This is a genomic window from Enterobacter sp. BWH52, from assembly GCF_001037565.1.
Taxonomy (GTDB): domain Bacteria; phylum Pseudomonadota; class Gammaproteobacteria; order Enterobacterales; family Enterobacteriaceae; genus Enterobacter; species Enterobacter hormaechei_C.
This window is the reverse complement of sequence record NZ_KQ089854.1, coordinates 2,212,211-2,230,725: the sequence shown is the minus strand read 5'-3', so window position 1 is coordinate 2,230,725 and position 18,515 is coordinate 2,212,211. Positions and strand designations below refer to the sequence as shown.

The window sequence follows — 18,515 nt, the reverse complement described above, 5'->3', positions numbered from 1 at the left end:
TGAAAAACAATATCTTAGAGGGGGCGTTATGCTTCAACGGTTAGCAAAGAAAAAGGTGCTGTTACTCTCTGCTCTGATGGTTTCGGGGCTGGTCAGGGCAGAGGAGTCGCTTCCGGATGTGGTGAAGCACTTCAGTGAACAGCAGGACATCAAGATCATTAAGAAAATTGACGCACCCGGCGGCGCGCCAGCGTGGCTGGGGCAATATCAGGACATGGGCGTGACGCTCTTTCTGACCCCTGACGGAAAGCACGTCGTGTCTGGCTATCTGTATGATGAGAAGGGAACCAACCTCAGCGAGGCCTTTTTCCAGAAAGAGATCTACGCCCCGATGGGCCGCGAGATGTGGAAAAAGCTCAATGCGGCGCATCCCCTGAAGGAGGGCGCGGAGAGTGCCCCGCGCAAAGTCTTCGTCTTTGCCGACCCGTTCTGCCCGTACTGCAAGCAGTTCTGGGCTGAAGCGCAGCCGTGGGTGAAGGCTGGCAAGGTCCAGCTCAACACGCTGCTGGTTGCGTTTCTTAACCCGAACAGCGGGCGTAACGCCTCCGCGATCCTGAATGCGAAAGATCCGGTGTCGGCCTGGAAAGCGTACGAGCTGTCCGGCGGTAAAAAGCTGCCGAAACCTGAAGGAGCGGCGTCCCGGGAAACCGTTGAGATCCTGCAAAATCACCAGACGCTCATGGACAGTCTCGGCGCGAATGCCACACCGGCTATTTATTACCTGAATGAGCAAAACGAACTGCAACAGGTCGTGGGTATGCCAGACGCAAAACAGCTTGAGGCAATGTTCGGACCGAAGCCGTAAAAAGAAAGGCAGAAACAGGACGTTTCTGCCTTTTTTCAGTCAACTACCCCAGCGTCCCCGGAGGTAATTTACTGCTTCCTGCGTCTGCGGCTGGTTAAGATAGTCTTCACGGAACAGGATGGTGCCCTTAACGTCTGGCAGTGAATCATTGAGGTCGAGCTGTTTTTTCAGCTCCGGTACGCCGCCGTTCACCGTCCAGTCCGGTTCATTTCTGGAAGGCGCGCCCACTTTGTAGAACGCGATCCCGATATACAGACGGGTGTGGGTCGGTTTCACTACGTCAGCCCACCATTTTGTCAGCACATCGTAACGTGCCGCGTCGCGGGCGAAGGGCCAGTAGATCTGCGGCGCAATGTAATCCAGTAATCCCTGCTGTACCCATTTGCGCGTGTCAGCGTAGGATTCATCATAGGCTGCGGCGCCGCGCGTGTCCGAGCCTGCCGGGTCGAAGGAGCGATTGCGCCAGACCCCCGCCGGGCTGACGCCAAATTCGACCTCAGGTTTAGCCTGCTTGATCGCCCTGGAGACCTGCACAATCAACTGCTGCGTATTGTGTCGACGCCAGTCCGCTTTTGACGCAAATCCTTCGCCATAGCGCCTGAAGGTCCAGGCATCATTCAGGGGGGAGCCCGGCGTCTCGGTGTAAAAATAGTCATCGAACTGAACGCCGTCGACAGGGTAATGATTTACCACTTCCATCACCACCTGGGTTATCCAGTCCCGCACCTCGGGAATGCCCGGGTCGAGAACAAAACGATCCCCCGAGGTGCGAATCCACTCCGGATGCAGGACGTACACGCTCGAAGGATGAAGCGACGAGGTGCGGTTAAGCGCGGCGATGGTCGACGGCTTCGTGTTGGTGGAAACGCGGTATGGGTTAAACCAGGCATGAACCTTCATCCCACGCTTGTGCGCTTCATCCAGCATAAACTGAAGCGGATCGTAACCGGGATCTTCCCCGATAGTCCCCGTCAGGGTATCTGACCAGGGCAGTATTTTAGAAGCCCACAGCGCCGTACTGTCCGGTTTTACCTGAAAGAAGACGGTGTTGATCCCAAGATTTTTCAGCTTATCGAGCTTGTCCGTCAACGCCCGCTGTTGCTGGGCGATGCGCTGGTCCGCGCTACGGCCATTCACCGATGAAACGGGAGGCCAGTCGAGACGGGAGACGGTCGCCAGCCAGATCCCGCGCATGGGTTCGTTAGTCTGCTGTACAGGTTTCGCCTGCGGCAGCGGGGTTACGAGTGATTTAGGTGGTTTGGAAGTGCAACTTACCAGTAAAAGCGCGCAGCCAAGCAGCGCGCCAGTCCGTTTTACGTGTCGCATCATTTGCGTGTTAGCTCCTGGGTGTCCGGCTATCCGTCCAGGGATTAAACGCCGGTTCGTCCTGCTCCCCGTTACCGTCATCGTGAAGGGAGTCGAGGTAGAGGGCTTCAACTTCCGCCCGCGCCCATGGGGTGCGGCGCAGGAACTTCAGACTCGATTTAACACTCGGGTCCTTGCGAAAACAGTTGATTTTGATTCGGTTGCCCAGTTCATTCCAGCCATATCGCGCAACCAGCGCGTTAACCTGCATTTCGAGCGTTACGCCATGCAAAGGATCGTTGGAAACATGTGCTGTCATAGGCGTCCGGTAGTCTCATTTTTTATGGGGATGTGATAAACGCTCAAAGGTTACAAGAAAGCAGGGGACGCGGCAATTTCAGCGTGAGGTTCTTCACCCGTGAAGGGTGAAGAAGATTTTCCGGTTAACGCTATTTTTTAAACAGTTCAGGTGCCCACGGCGTTGGGTCTACCTCCATAAAGGGCGCACGCTCAAAGCGGTACTTCAGCGCCCAGGGCACCGTACAGTCGAAAATCGTTTTGCAGGTGATCCCGTTGCCACGAATGGAGGGGCTGTAGTCCGGCGCCTGAGACGGATCGAGCTGGTGTCCGCGGATCCCCGGCAGATGGGTGATGCTGACATCGCCCTGCATACGGGTCGTCATCGCCCACAAGATGTCGTCGCTGTCGAAAATATCCACATCTTCGTCGACAAGAATAATGTTTTTAAGCTCGGAATAGGTGGCTAACGCAATGAGAGCCGCCTGACCCTGACGCCCTTCGTCAGAGGGCTGGCGTTTTTTCACCTGCAATATGCCAAGGAACTTGCCGCCGCCAGCGGTATGCGCATAGACGTTTTGCAGAAAACCGGGAATGGCTTCTTCCACCGCATTACGGATGCTGGCCTCCGTTGGCAAACCGGCCAGCGTGGTGTGCTCTTCGCCCGGTCCTACCAGGGTTTGCAGGATCGCCTGATGACGCATCGTGACGGCCTTCACTTTGATTACCGGTAAGGAGGGGTTAGCCTCCCCGCAGTAGCCGGGAAATTCCGGCATCGCGTGCCCGGTGTGGGTATGCTGATCTTCTTCTACGCGCACGCCCGGCAGCAGTTCGCCTTCGATGATAATTTCCGCACGCGCAATCGCTTTTTCATTTACGGCCACACCCTGCACCAGCTCGACGGGGGTCTGACGTAACGCACCGGCGACACCCAGTTCGTTGTAGCCGAAGGGCGTGGTAGGGGCTTCGAAACAGGCGCCAATATAGATAGCGGGATCGAGACCCATATTGATCGTGACCGGCAACGGTTTACCCGCCTCCTCTGCTTTCTTACGGAACACTTCAATATGGCGGCCCGCGGCAAGAAACATGGAGAGTTCATCGCGCTCCTGAACGCAGAGACGGTGAATAGTGACATCGGTCAGTGAGGCATCTTCCGGATCGCTTGCCAGCACCAGCCCCAGACAAAAGAACGGACCGGCATCTATCGGCGTGTTGGTCGGTGCCGGAAGCAATTTACGCAGATCGAATTCCGGATCGTCGGCATAAAACACCTTTTCCTGACACGGCGCCTGGGCCGCCGGAACCACAACGGGAGCAATCGGGTTTTTCACGGCCTGGCCGACATGTTTTGCCAGTTCAGAGGGATCGCAGCCCAACAGGAGCGCCGCTCGCTCGCGGCTGGCGTGCATTCCGACCAGTATACGGGAGTCGGGGTATCCCTTAATAGCGTTAAACATCATCGCCGGGCCAATGCGCGTCGGACGTTTTACCGTGCCGCCAGCACCAATATGCCGGTACACACCCGCCAGCTCCGCGTCAGGATCGACCGGATGGCTGGTTTCAAGGTATTGACCTTCATGGCGTTTTAGCAGTTCGATAGCACTTCTGAGATCGTTGATGTGGTTTTCCATATTTTTCCCCCCTCGGATGAATGCATCCATTCTTAACCGGACGAAGAGGGCTATCAATTGCATCATTTATGCTATTTTAATATGAATTTTATTATCAATAATAAAGGCATGGTATGCAGTTTCGACTGATGCGCAATTTTATCGTGGTGGCGGAAGAGCTTCACATGCATCGAGCGGCGGAGCGCCTTAACATGGCGCAGCCCGCGCTGAGTCAGCAGATAAAAACGCTTGAAGATCGTCTGGGGGTAATGCTCTTTAGCCGGGCGAATCGTCGCCTGACGCTGACGCCAGCCGGTGAGGCGTTTCTCAGTAAAGCCAGAGTCGCGATTTTAATGACCGATCAGGCGATTCTGGATGCCAGACAGACGGCCAGAGGAGAACAGGGCGTGCTGAATCTCGGATGTGTTTCAAGTGCGATATTCGACAGTAAGCTGCCCGCCGCGCTGCGGCTTTTACATGAGAAATGGCCAGCCATCAGCCTTTCAATGATGACGGGAAACGTGCAAACCCTTTATACCGGCGTGCAAAGCAACCAGCTGGATGTGGCCATTATTCGTGCCCCGTTACCGCTGCTGCCTGACGATCTGCAAAGCCGTCCTTTCACAACGGAAAAAGCCGTGCTGGCCTTACCTCGTCAACACAGCCTGGCGGGCTCCGCCGCGCTGACGCTTGCGTCGGTGAAAGAGGAGAAGTGGATCGCCCTGCGCGACCCGGAGGGGATGGGGCTGGAGCAATATTTCTATGATGCCTGCCACAGCGCGGGCATACAGCCTGACGTTGTGCAAAATGCCACCGATGTCCCCACGGTGATAAGTCTCGTCTCGGCAGGGTTTGGCATCGCCATGCTGCCGGCTTCAGCGAAGGCGATATGCGTACAAAACGTCGTCTTTGTGGATATTCTTGACCGACTCCGGGAGAGCGAGCTGACGCTGGTTTGCCACCGGATTATTCGCTCTGAGGTGCTGAAAAAATTGATGAGTATCCTCGATCATACCTGACGTCCGGCGGCCTGAAGAAGCTGTTCTCGCAGCCAGCGGTTAGCCGGATCCTGGCTGTTTTTCGGGTGCCAGTACATACCGATGACGATCGGCGGGAGATCCAGCGGCGGTGGAAAAATATCAAGCGTTTGCGTAAACCGTAGCAACATGCGTCTGGGTAAGGTGCAGAGCAAATCGGTACCGGCAACAATCGCAGGCGCCATCGCATAGCTTTGCGTCGACATCACTACGTTACGCTGGTGGCCAAGCCCCGCCAGATGCTGATCGACAAAGCCCGCGAACGGGTCGCCCTCGGATGAAACCACTAGGTGGGAAAGGCTACAATAGCTATCCAGATCCATCGGACTCGTACCGCGCGGATGGCCTTTTCGCTGGGCTGTGGCATATTCATCGTCAAACAGCTTGCGTCTGACCCATGCATCGTGCGCCACCGCGTTAACGCCGACATAAATATCCACATCGCCATTTTCCATCTGCGCTGGCAGCAGTTGGGTTTCCGGGAGCGCAAAACGCAGGCGGATACCTGGTGCCGCACTGCTAATCTGATTCTGCAACTCTGCCCCCAGCATCAGCGCCGGGTTCTCGTGCAGGGCAATCACAAAGGTGCGGTTGCTGTTCTGCGCGTTAAACGTGGTGGGTTCAAGCATCGCCGATATACCCTGCAAAACCGTCGCGACCTGCGGCCTTAACGCCTCGGCGCGCGGCGTCGGTAACACCCCACGTCCGTGTGGGGAAGGGACAAACAGCGGCTCACCAAACAACACGCGCAGGCGCGCAAGGCGGGCAGACATCGCCGGCTGGCTGATGCCCAGCCGCGCGGCGGCATGGGTGATATTCTGGTCCCTGAGTAACGCATCCAGCGTCAGGATCAGGTCCATATCCATATCGGAGGGGGACATCTTATTTTGCGTCACGGTTGGTATAGGTCACCGGAACCCACGCGTAGCCGTCCCGCTCACCTTTCGTCACATAGCCGATCCCGGGGAAAGGCAGATGTGGCGCCGCAATCAGCGCTTTATTTTTCACAAACTCAGCGAAAGCAGCGTTGCGCACCCGGGCGGCGCCGTCCTGATCCTCATCGTAAGCAATCGTCACGTTGGGCTGTGGGAACTGAACCGCGGCAACGTGAATGATGTCGCCGACAAAAGTCATTTTTTCACCTTTGCTCTCCAGCGTGTAGAACGCGGAGCCTGGAGTGTGACCCGGGTGAACCGTACCGCTGATGCCCGGCAGAAGCTGTTCCGTGCCGGAGAAGGTCGTCACTTTTCCGGCATCCAGATAGGGCTTTAAGGTCTTGTGCGCGACGTCGAAGTAGTTCTGGTCATAGCCAGACTTTTTCTGGTTCTCGTCGTTAAAGAAGAAATCGATATCCGGTTTGCCGACATACACCTGCGCGCGGGTAAACACGCGCTGACCGTCTTTAACCAGGCCGCCAGCGTGATCGGAGTGCGCATGGGTGATCAGAATATCGGTAATATCTTCGGGTTTGATGCCCTGGGTCGCCAGGCTCTCAATCAGCCGCCCGCCTTTGCCGGGGCCAAACAGCTGACCGGAACCGGTATCCACCAGAATTTTGTGGCCGGGGATGGCGATATAGAACGCGTTAATCGACGCTTCCACCGGATTGGACTGGAAGTTTTTAGCCAGTAACGCATCGGTATTTTCCGCCGTCGTCCGGCGCAGTAAGGCGTGCAGATCCTGCGGCACGCTGCCGTCCGTAAAGGCGGTGACAATCGTATCGCCAACCTGAACGCTGTAGCCGCCAGCCTGCTGTTTCACCACATGCTGCGGAACGCTGGCCACCGCGTGGATAGCGGGAAAGAATAAAACCGAACCGGCCAACAGGGTTGATATCGCAAGTTTTTTCACAGTAAACATGATGGGCTCCTCAATAGTAAGTTCATCATAGTTCAACTGCGATTTTTGAGAACCGCCGGGAAGTGAATGTGACCTATCCATGGAATGGATAGGTCTGAGAGGATGCTTTACAGCACGCCGGTACCGCCGTCAGAGCACCACACTTGCCCGGAGGCGTATGAGCAGGTATCGGAGGCAAACAATACATACAGCGGTGCGATTTCAACCGGCTGGCCCGGTCTGCCCAGGGGCGTATCTTCCCCGAACTTCTGAACTTTGGACTGCGGCTGGCCGCCGCTGGACTGAAGAGGCGTCCAGTATGGACCTGGCGCGACGGCATTCACCCGAATTCCACGCGGTCCCAGCTGCTGGGCCAGAGACTTGGTAAAGGCTACGTTACAGGCTTTGGTCTGCGCATAGTCCACCAGGATCGCGCTCGGTTTAAACGCCTGAACGGAAGTGGTGTTAATGATCACGGCGCCTTCCTGCAAATGGCGTAGCGCAGCTTTGGTGATCCAGAAGGGGGCATAGACGTTGGTCTTAAACGTCGCGTCAAAATCTGCCGTGGTGAGATCGTCGATAGATTCACAGTACTGCTGGCGTCCGGCGTTATTCACCAGAATATCCAGGCCGCCCAGTTCGGCAACGGCTTTTTCCACCAGCGTGTCGCAGAACGACTCCACGCGAATGTCGCCCGGAATGGCGACCGCTTTACGGCCTTCAGCCTGAATCAGCGCAATGACCGATGCCGCATCGGACTCCTCTTCCGGCAGATAGCCAATAGCGACATCTGCGCCTTCACGGGCATAGGCGATCGCTACCGCGCGACCAATTCCGGAATCACCGCCGGTAATCAGCGCTTTTTTTCCTGCCAGTTTTCCTGACCCGATATAACTTGTTTCACCATGATCCGGTATTGGCTTCATTTCCGATGCCAGCCCGGGGGCCCTTTGCGGTTGTTCAGCAAACGGTGGACGAGGGTAATGCAGCGTGTGATTATTTCCTGTAGACATACCGGCCTCCTTAATAGTGAATTCCAAGATTAGTCGTTAATTAAACGTAAGCGGGCAAAATTGACAAATTCAGACAAATCTATCTTCCGGTAGCGGATATAAAATATTTTCTCAAGCCAGCATGTAATACCAGAAAAGGGCGACCTCATCTTTTTCCGGCAGGGCGTTGTAAAGGTAGCGATCGTAACCGCCGAGAATAAACCCATAGTGACGATAAAAAAGACAGGCAGAAACATTAACGTTCTGCGTCTCCAGCCGTAACCCGGGCGCATTGAGGCTTCGCGCCCAGACGTGGGTGGCGGACATCAGCTTGTGCGCCGCGCCCGTACGACGCTTTGAACGCTCCACGGCAATGTAATCCACCGATATAAATTTATTCCAGTTGCAGGACGCGGTAATAAAACCGGCGATTTCACCGTCATCCGTTTCGGCGATAAGAAATATTGAATCCGGATTAACACAATGATTTTCCAGCGTCTGGAGATCCAGTTCATAGGTTTTAAGATAAGGTTCGGTCAGCGCCTCGATATGCAAATCACCATTGAGAAAAGGCTCTCTGGCAATCTCATCGACCGTAAAAGAAAAATCACAGCATTCAAGACGGGCAAGGTCGGTGCTTAATCCTTTTCGAATATGCATAGTATTCCTTAAGTGGGAGTTATAAATAGATAATAGACGAAGCGGCATACTCTGCTGGCATAACACTCTGTAGATCCTGGTCTAAGCTTGTATTTCGTTCCGCGTAAAATGTGGTCATTCGAGGACAATGAATGGAATTCAGAACATGTCGCAGGCACTGGGGTGCTGAGTTTATTTCCGATGACGTTGTACGTTTTCGCGTCTGGGCAGAAGGGCAAAAAGATCTCACGTTGCGTTTAACCGATACCGACATTCCCATGGCGGCGGTGGGCGACGGCTGGTTTCAGATTGACGTGCCCGGCGTCAGGCACGGTACGACGTATCAGTTTGTTTTACAGGATGGAATGGCGGTGCCGGACCCGGCCTCGCGCGCGCAGCAGGCTGACGTCAATGGCCCGTCGGTGGTGATCGACCCGCGTCGCAGCCTGCCCGCTCAGCGCGAATGGCAAGGACGACCGTGGGAAGAGACGGTGATCTACGAGCTGCATATCGGCACCTTCACCGGGGAAGGAACCTTCAGGGCGGCCATAGACAAACTGCCTTATCTGGCCGAACTGGGTATTACGCAACTGGAAGTGATGCCCGTGTCTCAGTTCGGGGGCGCGCGCGGATGGGGGTATGACGGTGTACTGCTGTATGCCCCGCACTCGGCTTATGGTACACCGGATGATTTTCATGCCTTCATTGATGCCGCCCACGCGCTCGGGCTTTCTGTGGTGCTGGATATCGTACTCAACCACTTTGGCCCGGAAGGGAACTACCTGCCGTTGCTCTCGCCGGCGTTTTTCCATCAGGATCGTATGACCCCGTGGGGCAACGGTATTGCCTATGAGGTTGAAGCTGTCCGGCAATACATCACTGAGGCGCCGTTATTCTGGCTCTCGGAGTATCATCTTGACGGTCTGCGCTTCGACGCCATCGACCAGATCCATGACGACGCTGAGACCCATATTCTTCCCGAGATAGCGCAACGGATCCGCGACGCCTTTCCGGATCGGCATATCCATCTGACCACCGAAGACAGTCGCAACGTGATTTTCCTGCATCCGCGTGATGAGCATGGTCAGACGCCGCTTTTCACCGCCGAATGGAATGATGATTTTCACAACGCCGCGCATGTCTTCGCGACGGGAGAATCACACGCCTACTATCAGGATTTTGCCTTTGAGCCGGAGAAAAAACTGGCGCGGGCGCTGGCAGAAGGCTTTGTCTACCAGGGGGAAATCTCGCTTCAGACCGGAAAATCGCGCGGGGTAGAGTGTCGCGAGCAACCCCCACAGTTTTTTGTCGATTTTATTCAAAATCACGACCAGGTCGGCAACCGTGCCCAGGGGGAGAGGCTTATCTCTCTGGCTGGGGCGGATAAAACGCGCGTGCTGTTCGCGGCGCTGCTCCTGTCGCCCCATATTCCGCTGCTGTTTATGGGCGAGGAGTATGGCGAAACGCATCCGTTCCTCTTTTTCACCGACTTCCACGGCGACCTGGCGAAAGCGGTGCGGGAAGGGCGCGCGAAAGAGTTTACCGGCCATGCCGGGCACGATGAAACCGTACCGGACCCCAATGACGTAAATACCTTTATGCGGTCGAAGCTTGACTGGAACAAGGCAGACACGGAGGAAGGCAGGGCGTGGCTGCACGTCACGCGCGAGCTGATTGTGCTGCGTCAGCGCTTTATCGTCCCGTTACTGAAACAGCGGGGCACCGTGGAGGGTAACGTCCTGCAAACGGCGCTCGGCATGGTTGCCGTGAGCTGGCGTTTTCCGTCCGGCACGTTGTCGCTGGCGTTGAATATCGGCAAAAAGCCGCTCGCCTTACCGGACCTGCCCGGAAAAACGATCTTTAGCTGGCCGGAGGCAGTCGAAAACCTGCCGCCGAACAGCATTGTTGTTCGCTTTGCTGATGGAGAAGCAGCGCTATGATCCCTTCCTCTACTTACCGAATTCAGTTTCGCAACGGCATGACCTTTGACCGCGTTGCAGACCTGATTCCGTATATGAAAGACCTTGGTATCAGCCATCTTTACGCGTCGCCTGTTTTCACCGCAACCACGAATTCCACCCACGGCTATGACGTGACCGACCCCAACGAAATTGACCCGGCGATTGGCGGGCGGGAAGGGTTTGACCGCATGGCGGCGGCGCTGAAACAGGCGGGGATGGGGCTGATTCTGGATATCGTTCCTAACCATATGTCGACCTCGCTGGAAAACCGCTGGTGGCGCGATGTTATCGAACATGGCGGGCAGAGCCGCTATGCGGCGTATTTTGATATCGACTGGTCCCGACCGCTGACGTTGCCGTTTCTTGGCGACACCTTTGAAGCCGAGCTGGAGCGGGGGACTATCACCTTAAAACGTGACAGTGTCACAAACAGCGCAGCGCTGGTTTACTATGATACCGCCTATCCGCTTAATCCCGGCACGTATGCCGAAGGCAAGAGCATCGCTGAGATCCACGAGGCGCAAAGCTGGCGGCTGATGTCCTGGCGTGAAGCGCCGAAACAGCTTTCATGGCGTCGCTTTTTTGAAATCACCGGGCTGGTCGGCGTGCGGGTAGAGGATGAGGCGGTATTCGCAGATACGCACCACCTGATCCTTGAGCTTGTCCACGCCGGGGTTGTCGACGGCCTGCGCATTGACCATGTGGACGGGCTTGCCGATCCGCTGGGCTATTTGCAGCGACTGCGTGCGGCTACCGGACCGGATTGCTACATCACGGTGGAAAAAATCCTCGCCAAAGGGGAACAGCTTCCTCCGGAGTGGCCCATCTCAGGTACTACGGGTTATGAGTTTATCGCCTCCCTGGCGGAAGTGCTGGTGGATGATACCAACCTCTCGCGGCTGGAGATGCTCTACGACGAGACGCTGGGTACGACCGTGGACAGGCAGGCGGAACTTCGCAACGCCAAAGGGCTGATGACCGATCGTAATTTTGAGGGTGAATTTACCACGTTGCTCAAAATAGCCAGCGAGCTGGCCGGGCATAACGGCGCCGAAGTGGAGCATGATGATATCCGCCATGCCCTGCGTGAGCTGCTTATCGCGTTTCCGGTGTATCGCACCTACGGCACCGCTGAGGGACTGACGCCACCGGATGTGGCGCTGCTCAGCCGTGTGGTCGCCAGCGTCAACGCCTCTGAACCCGCTCTGAGCCTGATCGTGCGTATTCTTACCGGCGATCTGCCGGAGCATGACCACGCGCTGGCCTCGCTTTTCCGCACCCGTTTTCAGCAACTGACCGGGCCGCTGATGGCAAAATCGGTAGAGGATACGCTGTTCTTCCGCCATAACCTGGAGCTGGCCCTGAACGAAGTCGGCGCCGACCCGACGCCGCGCGCGTTTTCACTTTCCCGTTTTCATCAGGAGATGCGCATTCGACTTGCCCGCCAGCCCGATGCGCTGCTGGGAACTTCCACCCACGACACCAAACGCGGCGAGGATGCACGAGCTCGTCTGTATACGCTGACGGAAGCGCCAGATCTGTGGGGAGAAAATCTGGCGCGCTGGCGGCAGATGAACCAGACGCAGGTCCGATTCCTCAACGATGGCACCGCGCCGAACGCCGCCGACACCTGGATGATCTTCCAGGCGCTGGCGGGCGTCTGGCCAGCAACCCTGTCGCCTGAGGATCGTGATGGCCTTAAGTCACTGGAAGAGCGTTTCCTCGGCTTTATCGAGAAAGCCCTGCGCGAGGCCAAGCAGCGTACCGACTGGATCGACAGCAACGAAGGTTACGAGAGCGTGGTCTTGGACTACGTGCGCCATCTGCTTTCCCCGGATAACACCCTGTTCCTGCGTGATTTCAGTGCCGCACTCCAGCCGTTTATTCGGGCTGGGTTAATGAACAGCCTGAGCCAGACGGTGATCAAGCTGACTGCGCCTGGCGTACCGGACATCTACCAGGGCAGCGAGGGGCTTAACTTCAGCCTCGTCGACCCGGATAACCGCCGCGAACCGGATTTCGTCGCACTGGCGGAAAACCTCAGCGTAGCGGATGGCACCGTTTTTAACGATGCGCAACGCTGGCGAGACGGCAGCGTGAAGCAGTACGTTACCGCCACGCTGTTACGGCTTCGGCCACATTACCCCGCACTTTTCCGCTACGGCGACTGGCTGCCGCTGAAGGTAACCGGTGAGCGGGAGGAGAATCTGATCGTTTATGCCCGCATAAAAGATGACGAGGCGCTGATCGTCGCCGTGCCGCGTCTGGTGTTTGACGTCACCGACAATGCGATGCTGTGGGCCAACACTATCGTGGCCATACCCCAGGAGCTGGCCGGGAAGCACTACCGGGATCTGTTTACCGGTGAGCGTCGCCTTCTGCCAGAGACGCTGGATTTAACGTCTGAAAAGGGATGTTTGTTGGTTCTGCTTACCTGCGACTAATCGAGGAGAACAAAAATGCCAAAGGATACAACGTTTGAAATTCGGGCCGGTCATGGCCAGCAGTTGGGCGCAAATTATGACGGGAAAGGGGTAAACTTCGCCCTGTTTTCCGCCCACGCGGAGCGGGTGGAGCTGTGTCTGTTTGATCCTTCGGGAAAAACAGAAATCGCCCGCCTGGAACTGCCGGAATATACCCATGAGGTCTGGCACGGCTATGTGCCGGATCTGAAACCGGGGGCGCTGTATGGCTACCGTGTGTATGGCCCCTACGATCCGGAGAACGGTCACCGTTTTAACCCCAATAAGCTGCTTATTGACCCCTATGCCCGTGAACTGGTGGGTGACATTGAGTGGAACGATGCCCACTTCGGCTATGAGCTGGGACACGATGAGCTGGATCTCAGTTTTGACACGCGAGACAGCGCGCCATTTACGCCCAAATGTAAGGTCATCGACCCCAATGCCGTTGACTGGCAGGACTCACGCCGGCCCGATATCCCGTGGCCGCATACCGTGGTCTATGAAAGCCACGTAAAAGGCTTTACCCAGCTTAACCCGGCTATTCCGCCTGAACTGCGCGGTACGTTTGAGGGAATGGGGCATAAAGCCTCGGTGGAGTACATCAAAAGCCTCGGCATTACCTCGGTCGAGCTGCTACCGGTTCACTGGTTCCCTGACGATCAGCACCTGCTCGATCGCGGCCTGAAAAACTTCTGGGGCTATAACTCGCTCGGTTTCTTTGCGCCAGCGTCCCGCTATTACGGCCCGGCGGGCATCCAGGGTTTCCGCGACATGGTGCGTGCCTATCATGACGCGGGCATCGAGGTGATCCTCGACGTGGTCTATAACCACACGGCGGAGGGCAACGAGCTGGGACCAACCCTGTCGTTTAAGGGGATTGATAACTTCTGTTATTACCGCACCATGCCGGATCAGCACCGATATTACATCAACGACACCGGCACCGGGAACACCGTTAATACTTCGCACCCGCGCGTGTTGCAGATGGTCATGGACTCCCTGCGCTACTGGGCGGAGTCGATGCAGATTGACGGTTTCCGCTTTGACCTCGGGACCATTCTCGGACGTGAGCCGGAGGGGTTCGATCCGCGCGGCGGCTTCTTTGATGCCGTGACCCAGGATCCGGTTCTGTCGAAGCTGAAGCTCATCGGTGAGCCGTGGGATATCGGCCCCGGCGGGTATCAGGTGGGGGGCTTCCCACCTGGCTGGGGTGAGTGGAACGACAAATACCGCGATACGGTACGTGAATACTGGAAGGGGGATAACGTTTCTAACGATTTTGCCGCCCGTCTGTTAGGGTCCGGTGATTTATACGATCTGCGCGGGCGTCGTCCGTGGGCCAGCGTCAATTTTATCACCGCGCATGACGGCTTCACGCTGAACGACCTGGTATCGTACAACGAGAAACATAACGCCGATAACGGGGAAGATAATAACGACGGACATAACGATAACCGGTCGTATAACTACGGCGAAGAGGGGCCGACGGAAAACCCGGATATCATTGCCACCCGCGAGCGGCAAAAGCGCAACTTCCTCACCACGCTCTTCTTCTCGCACGGCACGCCGATGCTGCTGGCAGGCGATGAGTTTGGCCGGACGCAAAAGGGCAATAATAACGGCTATTGTCAGGACAGCGAGATCTCCTGGGTAAACTGGGAAGGACTCACTGAAAACGACGAGAAGCTGCGCGACTTTACCCGTCGGTTGATTGCCCTGCGCGCGACGCAGCCGCTGCTGCGACGTGAGAACTGGCGCGACGGGCTGGAGATCCGCTGGTTTAACGCCGGTGGCGGACCGCAGCAGTCGGAACAGTGGGACGAGGGTTCCACCCTTGGTCTTGCCATCAGCCGTCCTGATCTTGAGCAGGAAGAGGGCGTCTGGCAAGACGTGCTGATGCTGTTTAACCCGTTTGAAGGTACGGTGCCATTCCAGATCCCGCAGTTTGGCGAAGGGGGTTGGGTGCTCGAACTCTCGACGTCGGAGGATGCCCCCACGGGGGAAATCATCACTGAATCTGTCGATTACGAGCTGGCCGGGCGGAGTATCACCCTGTTCCGCCGTCCTTAAAGCGAGGCCGCCGCGCGTGCGGCGGTATCATACAGGGAGGAGATCGCGCGGAGTAACTGCGCGGTCTCGCCAATCGACGCGCCCGGAATACCGCTTTCCGCATGAATGTTGATCAGGCAGGCCTCCCGCACCTCCCGGTACTTCATGCACAGCGCTTTTCCCTCCTCCGTAGTGGAGAAAAAAAGCTCTTTTCCCGCTTTCTCGCTGGTGACGTAGCCCGCCTTGACCAGCTTTTTCAGCGCATACGTCACCACGTGGGTATCTTCCACGTTCAGCACAAAGCAGATGTCAGCCAGCTTTTTCTTACGGTTGCGGTGATTCACGTGGTGCAGAAGCGAAACATCAAAGGCCCCCATATCCGGTTCACCCGCTGCGGTCATGCAGCGCACCATCCATTTGTTAAACGCATTGCTGGTCATGATCAGCGCATATTCCAGCTCTGATAATTCAGCACACCGCTCTGAGACGAGATGACGGGAGGAGACGATTCGCCCGTCCGCAATATCGTCGTGGTTTAACGCTGTCGTCTTTTTCTTTACTGTCATAACGATCCTTCCCCCGAAATGTAAACCCGTCGATAAAATAAGAACATTTTATTGATAAATTGTTTACATGTTTTTGACGTTCAGATATAGCTTTTTAGTGCAGGTTCTGTGGAGCCTCACGCAAAACACAACATCGCGCGCCGTAATGCACCGGCTTCGCTCTGCTGCGAAGTATAAAAAATAGCCGTCGGCGCGCAACGCTCACTTTGGATAGGGTAACGTTTATGGACAGTTCTACACTGTTGCCACTTATCGGGATTCCGGTGGTGGTTATTGGTTTTGCACTGCGTTTCAACCCGCTGCTGGTTGTCGTGGTGGCGGGCCTGGCGACGGGCCTGCTGGTTGGCATGGATTTCGGTATGCTGCTGGAAACCTTTGGCGAAAAGTTCGTGAATAGCCGCTCGCTTGCCACCTTCATTCTGATCCTGCCGGTGATTGGCCTATTGGAGTATTACGGGCTGAAAGAACGCGCCCAGGCCTGGGTCGCGAAGATCGCCAGCGCCACCTCGGCGCGTATCCTGATGCTCTACTTTGTTGCCCGCGAAGGGACGGCTGCGCTGGGCCTGATGTCGCTTGGCGGCCACGCGCAAACGGTGCGTCCGCTGCTGGCGCCGATGGCGGAAGGGGCAGCTCTGAATGAATACGGGGAACTGCCGCAGACTATCCGCGACAAAATCAAAGCCCATGCCGCCGCGTGTGACAATATCGCGGTTTTCTTTGGGGAAGATATTTTTATCGCCTTTGGCGCGGTACTGCTGATTGATGCGTTCCTGAAAGAGAACGGGATCGAGGGGATCGAACCGCTGCATATCGGCCTGTGGGCCATTCCGACCGCCATTGCGGCACTGATCATCCATATGACGCGTCTGCTACGCCTTGATGCCAGCATTCGTCGCGACGTGATGGCCTGGAAAGCAGAGCAGGGTACGCAGGAGATCGCACCATGATGACCCTCATCACCATTAACCGCGTGTACTACCTGATCGGCTTCGTCGTGATGCTGCTGGTTGTGATGACCCTTCGCGATCGCGCTAACCCGAAACGCTATACCACGGCGCTGTTCTGGTTTCTGTTTGGCGGGATCTTCCTGTTTGGCGATCTGATGGTGCAGGAGCTGGGTAAGTCCCTGGCGTATCGCATTATTGGCGGCGCCGTTATTGTGATTGCGCTGCTGGCCGGTTTCGGGCTGGTCGGGAAGGGGCATTATAAAATGTCCACCGAGGAGGAGCGTGTTGCCTCGTCGAACCGGCTGAAAAACTCGCTGTTTTTACCGGCACTGATGATCCCCGTGGTAACGGTCATCGGGACGCTATTTCTGAAAGGCGTGTCGATTGGCGGCGTTTATCTGCTCGACCAGAAACAGCTTACGCTGGCGGCGCTGTGCGTGGCCTGTGTGGCAGCTATCCTCACCGGCTGGTGGCTGACAAAAGGTACGCCGCTGCATGCGGTTCGTCAGTCGCGTCGGCTGGTCGATACCATTGGCTGGGCGGTGATCCTGCCGCAGATGCTCGCCATGCTCGGCGGGGTGTTTGTGGTGGCGAATACCGGCGAATCGGTACAAAAGGTGGTCAGCCTGTTTGTGAACCCGGACAGCCGCTTCATGCTGGTGGTCATTTATTGCGTGGGGATGGCGCTGTTTACCATGATCATGGGTAACGCCTTCGCAGCCTTCCCGGTGTTAAGCGCCGGTATCGCTCTGCCATTCCTGATTAACGTCCATCACGGTAACCCGGCGCCGCTGCTGGCTATCGGTATGTACGCTGGCTATTGCGGCACGCTGATGACGCCGATGGCCGCCAACTTCAACATTGTGCCCGCCGCGCTACTGGAGCTAAAAGACAAATATCAGGTTATCAAGATCCAGATCCCGACCGCGTTAACCCTGCTGGTGGTGAACGTGTTCTTAATGTATTTCCTCGTGTTTCGCTAAGGAGCTGCAATGGAATTAACGCAACATCAGGCTGACGCCTTCGCCAGAATGCCGTTGACCTATTTACGTCAGGAATACCCGAACCACATTATGCATCTGCTCAACGATGACGGCGACGTTCTGCCGCCTCGCGAGCTGCACCCGATCTTTTACGGCTGTTTTGACTGGCACTCTGCGGTGCACGGCTACTGGCTGCTGCTGCGCTGCCTGCGTCTCTGGCCCGAACTGCCGTGCCGGGAAGAGATCATCACTCTGTTCGAAGAACACCTGACCGACGAGAAGGTGGCGAAGGAGTTGGCCTATTGTACCGCGCCGTTCCGCGCGTCGTTTGAGCGGCCTTATGGCTACGGCTGGCTGCTGGCGCTGGCGCAGGAGCTGAAGCAATCGTCACTGCCGCAGGCGGAGCGCTGGTACCAGACGCTGCAACCGTTAACGCTGGATATTCGCCAGCGGCTGGTGGATTACCTCAGCAAGCTTACCTATCCGATCCGCGTCGGGACGCACTACAACACGGCGTTTGCGCTCGCGCTGGGGCTGGATTATGCCCGGGCGGTGAACGATGACACGCTTGAGCGCGCCATCCTGGACGCGGCAACGCGGTTTTACCTCGCGGACACGCAATATCCTGCGCATTATGAGCCGGGTGGCGACGAGTATATCTCCGGAGCGCTGACCGAGGCCCTGCTGATGAGTAAGGTGGTGGGGGATTTCCCGACCTGGTTCGATGCGTTTCTGCCTGAAGTGGGCGCCGTTTCTGCGCTCATGAACCCGGCCGAGGTGAGCGACCGCACCGACCCGAAAATCGCGCATCTGGACGGTCTCAACCTCAGCCGCGCCTGGTGTATGAAGCACATTGCCCGTGCTCTGCCGGAAAATCATCACGCCCGGAAGCCATTACACGATGCCGTTGCGCGCCATCTCTCGGCAAGCGTGGAGCATGTTGTCGGCAGTCACTACAGCGGCGGGCACTGGCTGGCGAGTTTTGCGCTGCTGGCGCTGGAGTAGCGCTTAGTTATA

16 protein-coding genes are annotated in these 18,515 nt (G+C 56.7%); 8 read left to right on the top strand and 8 right to left on the bottom strand.

The genetic code is table 11. The features are described 5' to 3' along the window. Positions 1–28 precede the first annotated feature (28 nt). Positions 29–805 carry a thiol:disulfide interchange protein DsbG gene (gene dsbG, locus SK47_RS10500; RefSeq protein WP_022651212.1) on the top strand — a complete coding sequence of 259 codons (777 nt, stop codon included), beginning with the start codon at positions 29–31 and terminating at the stop codon, positions 803–805. Positions 806–844: 39 nt separating this feature from the next. Here the strand turns inward: dsbG and SK47_RS10495 are convergent, their stop codons facing one another. The 3 genes from SK47_RS10495 to SK47_RS10485 form a co-directional block, all read right to left on the bottom strand. Continuing rightward, on the bottom strand, positions 845–2,134 hold the full coding sequence (locus tag SK47_RS10495; RefSeq protein WP_032658450.1) for a glycoside hydrolase family 10-like protein: 1,290 nt from the start codon (positions 2,132–2,134) through the stop codon (positions 845–847). Between the two features lie 7 nt (positions 2,135–2,141). Next, a complete protein-coding gene (locus tag SK47_RS10490) occupies positions 2,142–2,429 on the bottom strand; it encodes a VF530 family protein (protein ID WP_003857097.1) in 288 nt (95 codons plus the stop codon). A 130-nt stretch (positions 2,430–2,559) separates the two neighbouring features. Continuing rightward, on the bottom strand, positions 2,560–4,041 hold the full coding sequence (locus SK47_RS10485; protein WP_048244104.1) for a UbiD family decarboxylase: 1,482 nt from the start codon (positions 4,039–4,041) through the stop codon (positions 2,560–2,562). A 113-nt stretch (positions 4,042–4,154) separates the two neighbouring features. On the opposite strand from SK47_RS10485, the gene SK47_RS10480 reads away from it, so the two are divergent. Beyond that, positions 4,155–5,039: a LysR substrate-binding domain-containing protein gene (locus tag SK47_RS10480; protein WP_003857101.1), complete on the top strand. Its 885-nt coding sequence runs from the start codon at positions 4,155–4,157 to the stop codon at positions 5,037–5,039. On the opposite strand, the gene SK47_RS10475 is transcribed toward SK47_RS10480, so the two are convergent. The 4 genes from SK47_RS10475 to SK47_RS10460 form a co-directional block, all read right to left on the bottom strand. Next, positions 5,030–5,938 (bottom strand): LysR family transcriptional regulator, encoded by a 909-nt coding sequence (locus SK47_RS10475; protein WP_048244103.1) that lies wholly within the window; start codon positions 5,936–5,938, stop codon positions 5,030–5,032. The two genes, SK47_RS10480 and SK47_RS10475, sit on opposite strands and share 10 nt — an antisense overlap. A 1-nt stretch (position 5,939) precedes the next feature. Next, positions 5,940–6,917, bottom strand: a complete 978-nt coding sequence (locus SK47_RS10470) for an MBL fold metallo-hydrolase (protein WP_048244101.1) — start codon at positions 6,915–6,917, stop codon at positions 5,940–5,942. A 107-nt stretch (positions 6,918–7,024) separates the two neighbouring features. Further along, a complete protein-coding gene (locus tag SK47_RS10465) occupies positions 7,025–7,909 on the bottom strand; it encodes an SDR family oxidoreductase (RefSeq protein WP_022651207.1) in 885 nt (294 codons plus the stop codon). Between the two features lie 111 nt (positions 7,910–8,020). Continuing rightward, the gene (locus SK47_RS10460) at positions 8,021–8,548 is read right to left on the bottom strand and encodes a GNAT family N-acetyltransferase (protein WP_003857109.1); all 528 of its coding nucleotides are present in this window, start codon (positions 8,546–8,548) and stop codon (positions 8,021–8,023) included. 131 nt (positions 8,549–8,679) lie between these two features. Between SK47_RS10460 and treZ the strand changes: the two genes are divergently transcribed. From treZ to glgX, 3 genes are read left to right on the top strand one after another with little or no spacing between them, the layout of a single operon-like run. Then, positions 8,680–10,467, top strand: a complete 1,788-nt coding sequence (gene treZ, locus SK47_RS10455; RefSeq protein ID WP_048244098.1) for a malto-oligosyltrehalose trehalohydrolase — start codon at positions 8,680–8,682, stop codon at positions 10,465–10,467. Beyond that, the gene (gene treY, locus SK47_RS10450) at positions 10,464–12,932 is read left to right on the top strand and encodes a malto-oligosyltrehalose synthase (RefSeq protein WP_048244093.1); all 2,469 of its coding nucleotides are present in this window, start codon (positions 10,464–10,466) and stop codon (positions 12,930–12,932) included. Before treZ ends, treY begins: the two co-directional genes overlap by 4 nt. A 15-nt stretch (positions 12,933–12,947) precedes the next feature. Next, positions 12,948–15,023: a glycogen debranching protein GlgX gene (glgX, locus tag SK47_RS10445; protein WP_003857116.1), complete on the top strand. Its 2,076-nt coding sequence runs from the start codon at positions 12,948–12,950 to the stop codon at positions 15,021–15,023. On the opposite strand, the gene SK47_RS10440 is transcribed toward glgX, so the two are convergent. After that, positions 15,020–15,568, bottom strand: a complete 549-nt coding sequence (locus tag SK47_RS10440; RefSeq protein ID WP_003857118.1) for a winged helix DNA-binding protein — start codon at positions 15,566–15,568, stop codon at positions 15,020–15,022. The genes glgX and SK47_RS10440 overlap by 4 nt on opposite strands. Before the next feature lie 224 nt (positions 15,569–15,792). On the opposite strand from SK47_RS10440, the gene SK47_RS10435 reads away from it, so the two are divergent. The 3 genes from SK47_RS10435 to SK47_RS10425 are packed head-to-tail and all read left to right on the top strand — an operon-like array spanning position 15,793 to position 18,503. Then, complete coding sequence (locus tag SK47_RS10435) at positions 15,793–16,515, top strand: DUF969 domain-containing protein (protein ID WP_003857121.1); 723 nt, start codon at positions 15,793–15,795, stop codon at positions 16,513–16,515. Then, complete coding sequence (locus SK47_RS10430; protein WP_022651202.1) at positions 16,512–17,498, top strand: DUF979 domain-containing protein; 987 nt, start codon at positions 16,512–16,514, stop codon at positions 17,496–17,498. The genes SK47_RS10435 and SK47_RS10430 overlap by 4 nt, the downstream gene beginning before the upstream one ends. 9 nt (positions 17,499–17,507) lie before the next feature. Further along, complete coding sequence (locus tag SK47_RS10425) at positions 17,508–18,503, top strand: DUF2891 domain-containing protein (protein WP_048244091.1); 996 nt, start codon at positions 17,508–17,510, stop codon at positions 18,501–18,503. The last annotated feature ends 12 nt before the right edge of the window (positions 18,504–18,515 follow it).

Excerpts from the sequence above, each read along its gene's own strand:
- dsbG (WP_022651212.1), top strand. The coding sequence starts at position 29 with ATGCTTCAACGGTTAGCAAAGAAAAAGGTGCTGTTACTCTCTGCTCTG.
- SK47_RS10495 (WP_032658450.1), bottom strand. The coding sequence starts at position 2,134 with ATGATGCGACACGTAAAACGGACTGGCGCGCTGCTTGGCTGCGCGCTT.
- SK47_RS10490 (WP_003857097.1), bottom strand. The coding sequence starts at position 2,429 with ATGACAGCACATGTTTCCAACGATCCTTTGCATGGCGTAACGCTCGAA.
- SK47_RS10485 (WP_048244104.1), bottom strand. The coding sequence starts at position 4,041 with ATGGAAAACCACATCAACGATCTCAGAAGTGCTATCGAACTGCTAAAA.
- SK47_RS10480 (WP_003857101.1), top strand. The coding sequence starts at position 4,155 with ATGCAGTTTCGACTGATGCGCAATTTTATCGTGGTGGCGGAAGAGCTT.
- SK47_RS10475 (WP_048244103.1), bottom strand. The coding sequence starts at position 5,938 with ATGTCCCCCTCCGATATGGATATGGACCTGATCCTGACGCTGGATGCG.
- SK47_RS10470 (WP_048244101.1), bottom strand. The coding sequence starts at position 6,917 with ATGTTTACTGTGAAAAAACTTGCGATATCAACCCTGTTGGCCGGTTCG.
- SK47_RS10465 (WP_022651207.1), bottom strand. The coding sequence starts at position 7,909 with ATGTCTACAGGAAATAATCACACGCTGCATTACCCTCGTCCACCGTTT.
- SK47_RS10460 (WP_003857109.1), bottom strand. The coding sequence starts at position 8,548 with ATGCATATTCGAAAAGGATTAAGCACCGACCTTGCCCGTCTTGAATGC.
- treZ (WP_048244098.1), top strand. The coding sequence starts at position 8,680 with ATGGAATTCAGAACATGTCGCAGGCACTGGGGTGCTGAGTTTATTTCC.
- treY (WP_048244093.1), top strand. The coding sequence starts at position 10,464 with ATGATCCCTTCCTCTACTTACCGAATTCAGTTTCGCAACGGCATGACC.
- glgX (WP_003857116.1), top strand. The coding sequence starts at position 12,948 with ATGCCAAAGGATACAACGTTTGAAATTCGGGCCGGTCATGGCCAGCAG.
- SK47_RS10440 (WP_003857118.1), bottom strand. The coding sequence starts at position 15,568 with ATGACAGTAAAGAAAAAGACGACAGCGTTAAACCACGACGATATTGCG.
- SK47_RS10435 (WP_003857121.1), top strand. The coding sequence starts at position 15,793 with ATGGACAGTTCTACACTGTTGCCACTTATCGGGATTCCGGTGGTGGTT.
- SK47_RS10430 (WP_022651202.1), top strand. The coding sequence starts at position 16,512 with ATGATGACCCTCATCACCATTAACCGCGTGTACTACCTGATCGGCTTC.
- SK47_RS10425 (WP_048244091.1), top strand. The coding sequence starts at position 17,508 with ATGGAATTAACGCAACATCAGGCTGACGCCTTCGCCAGAATGCCGTTG.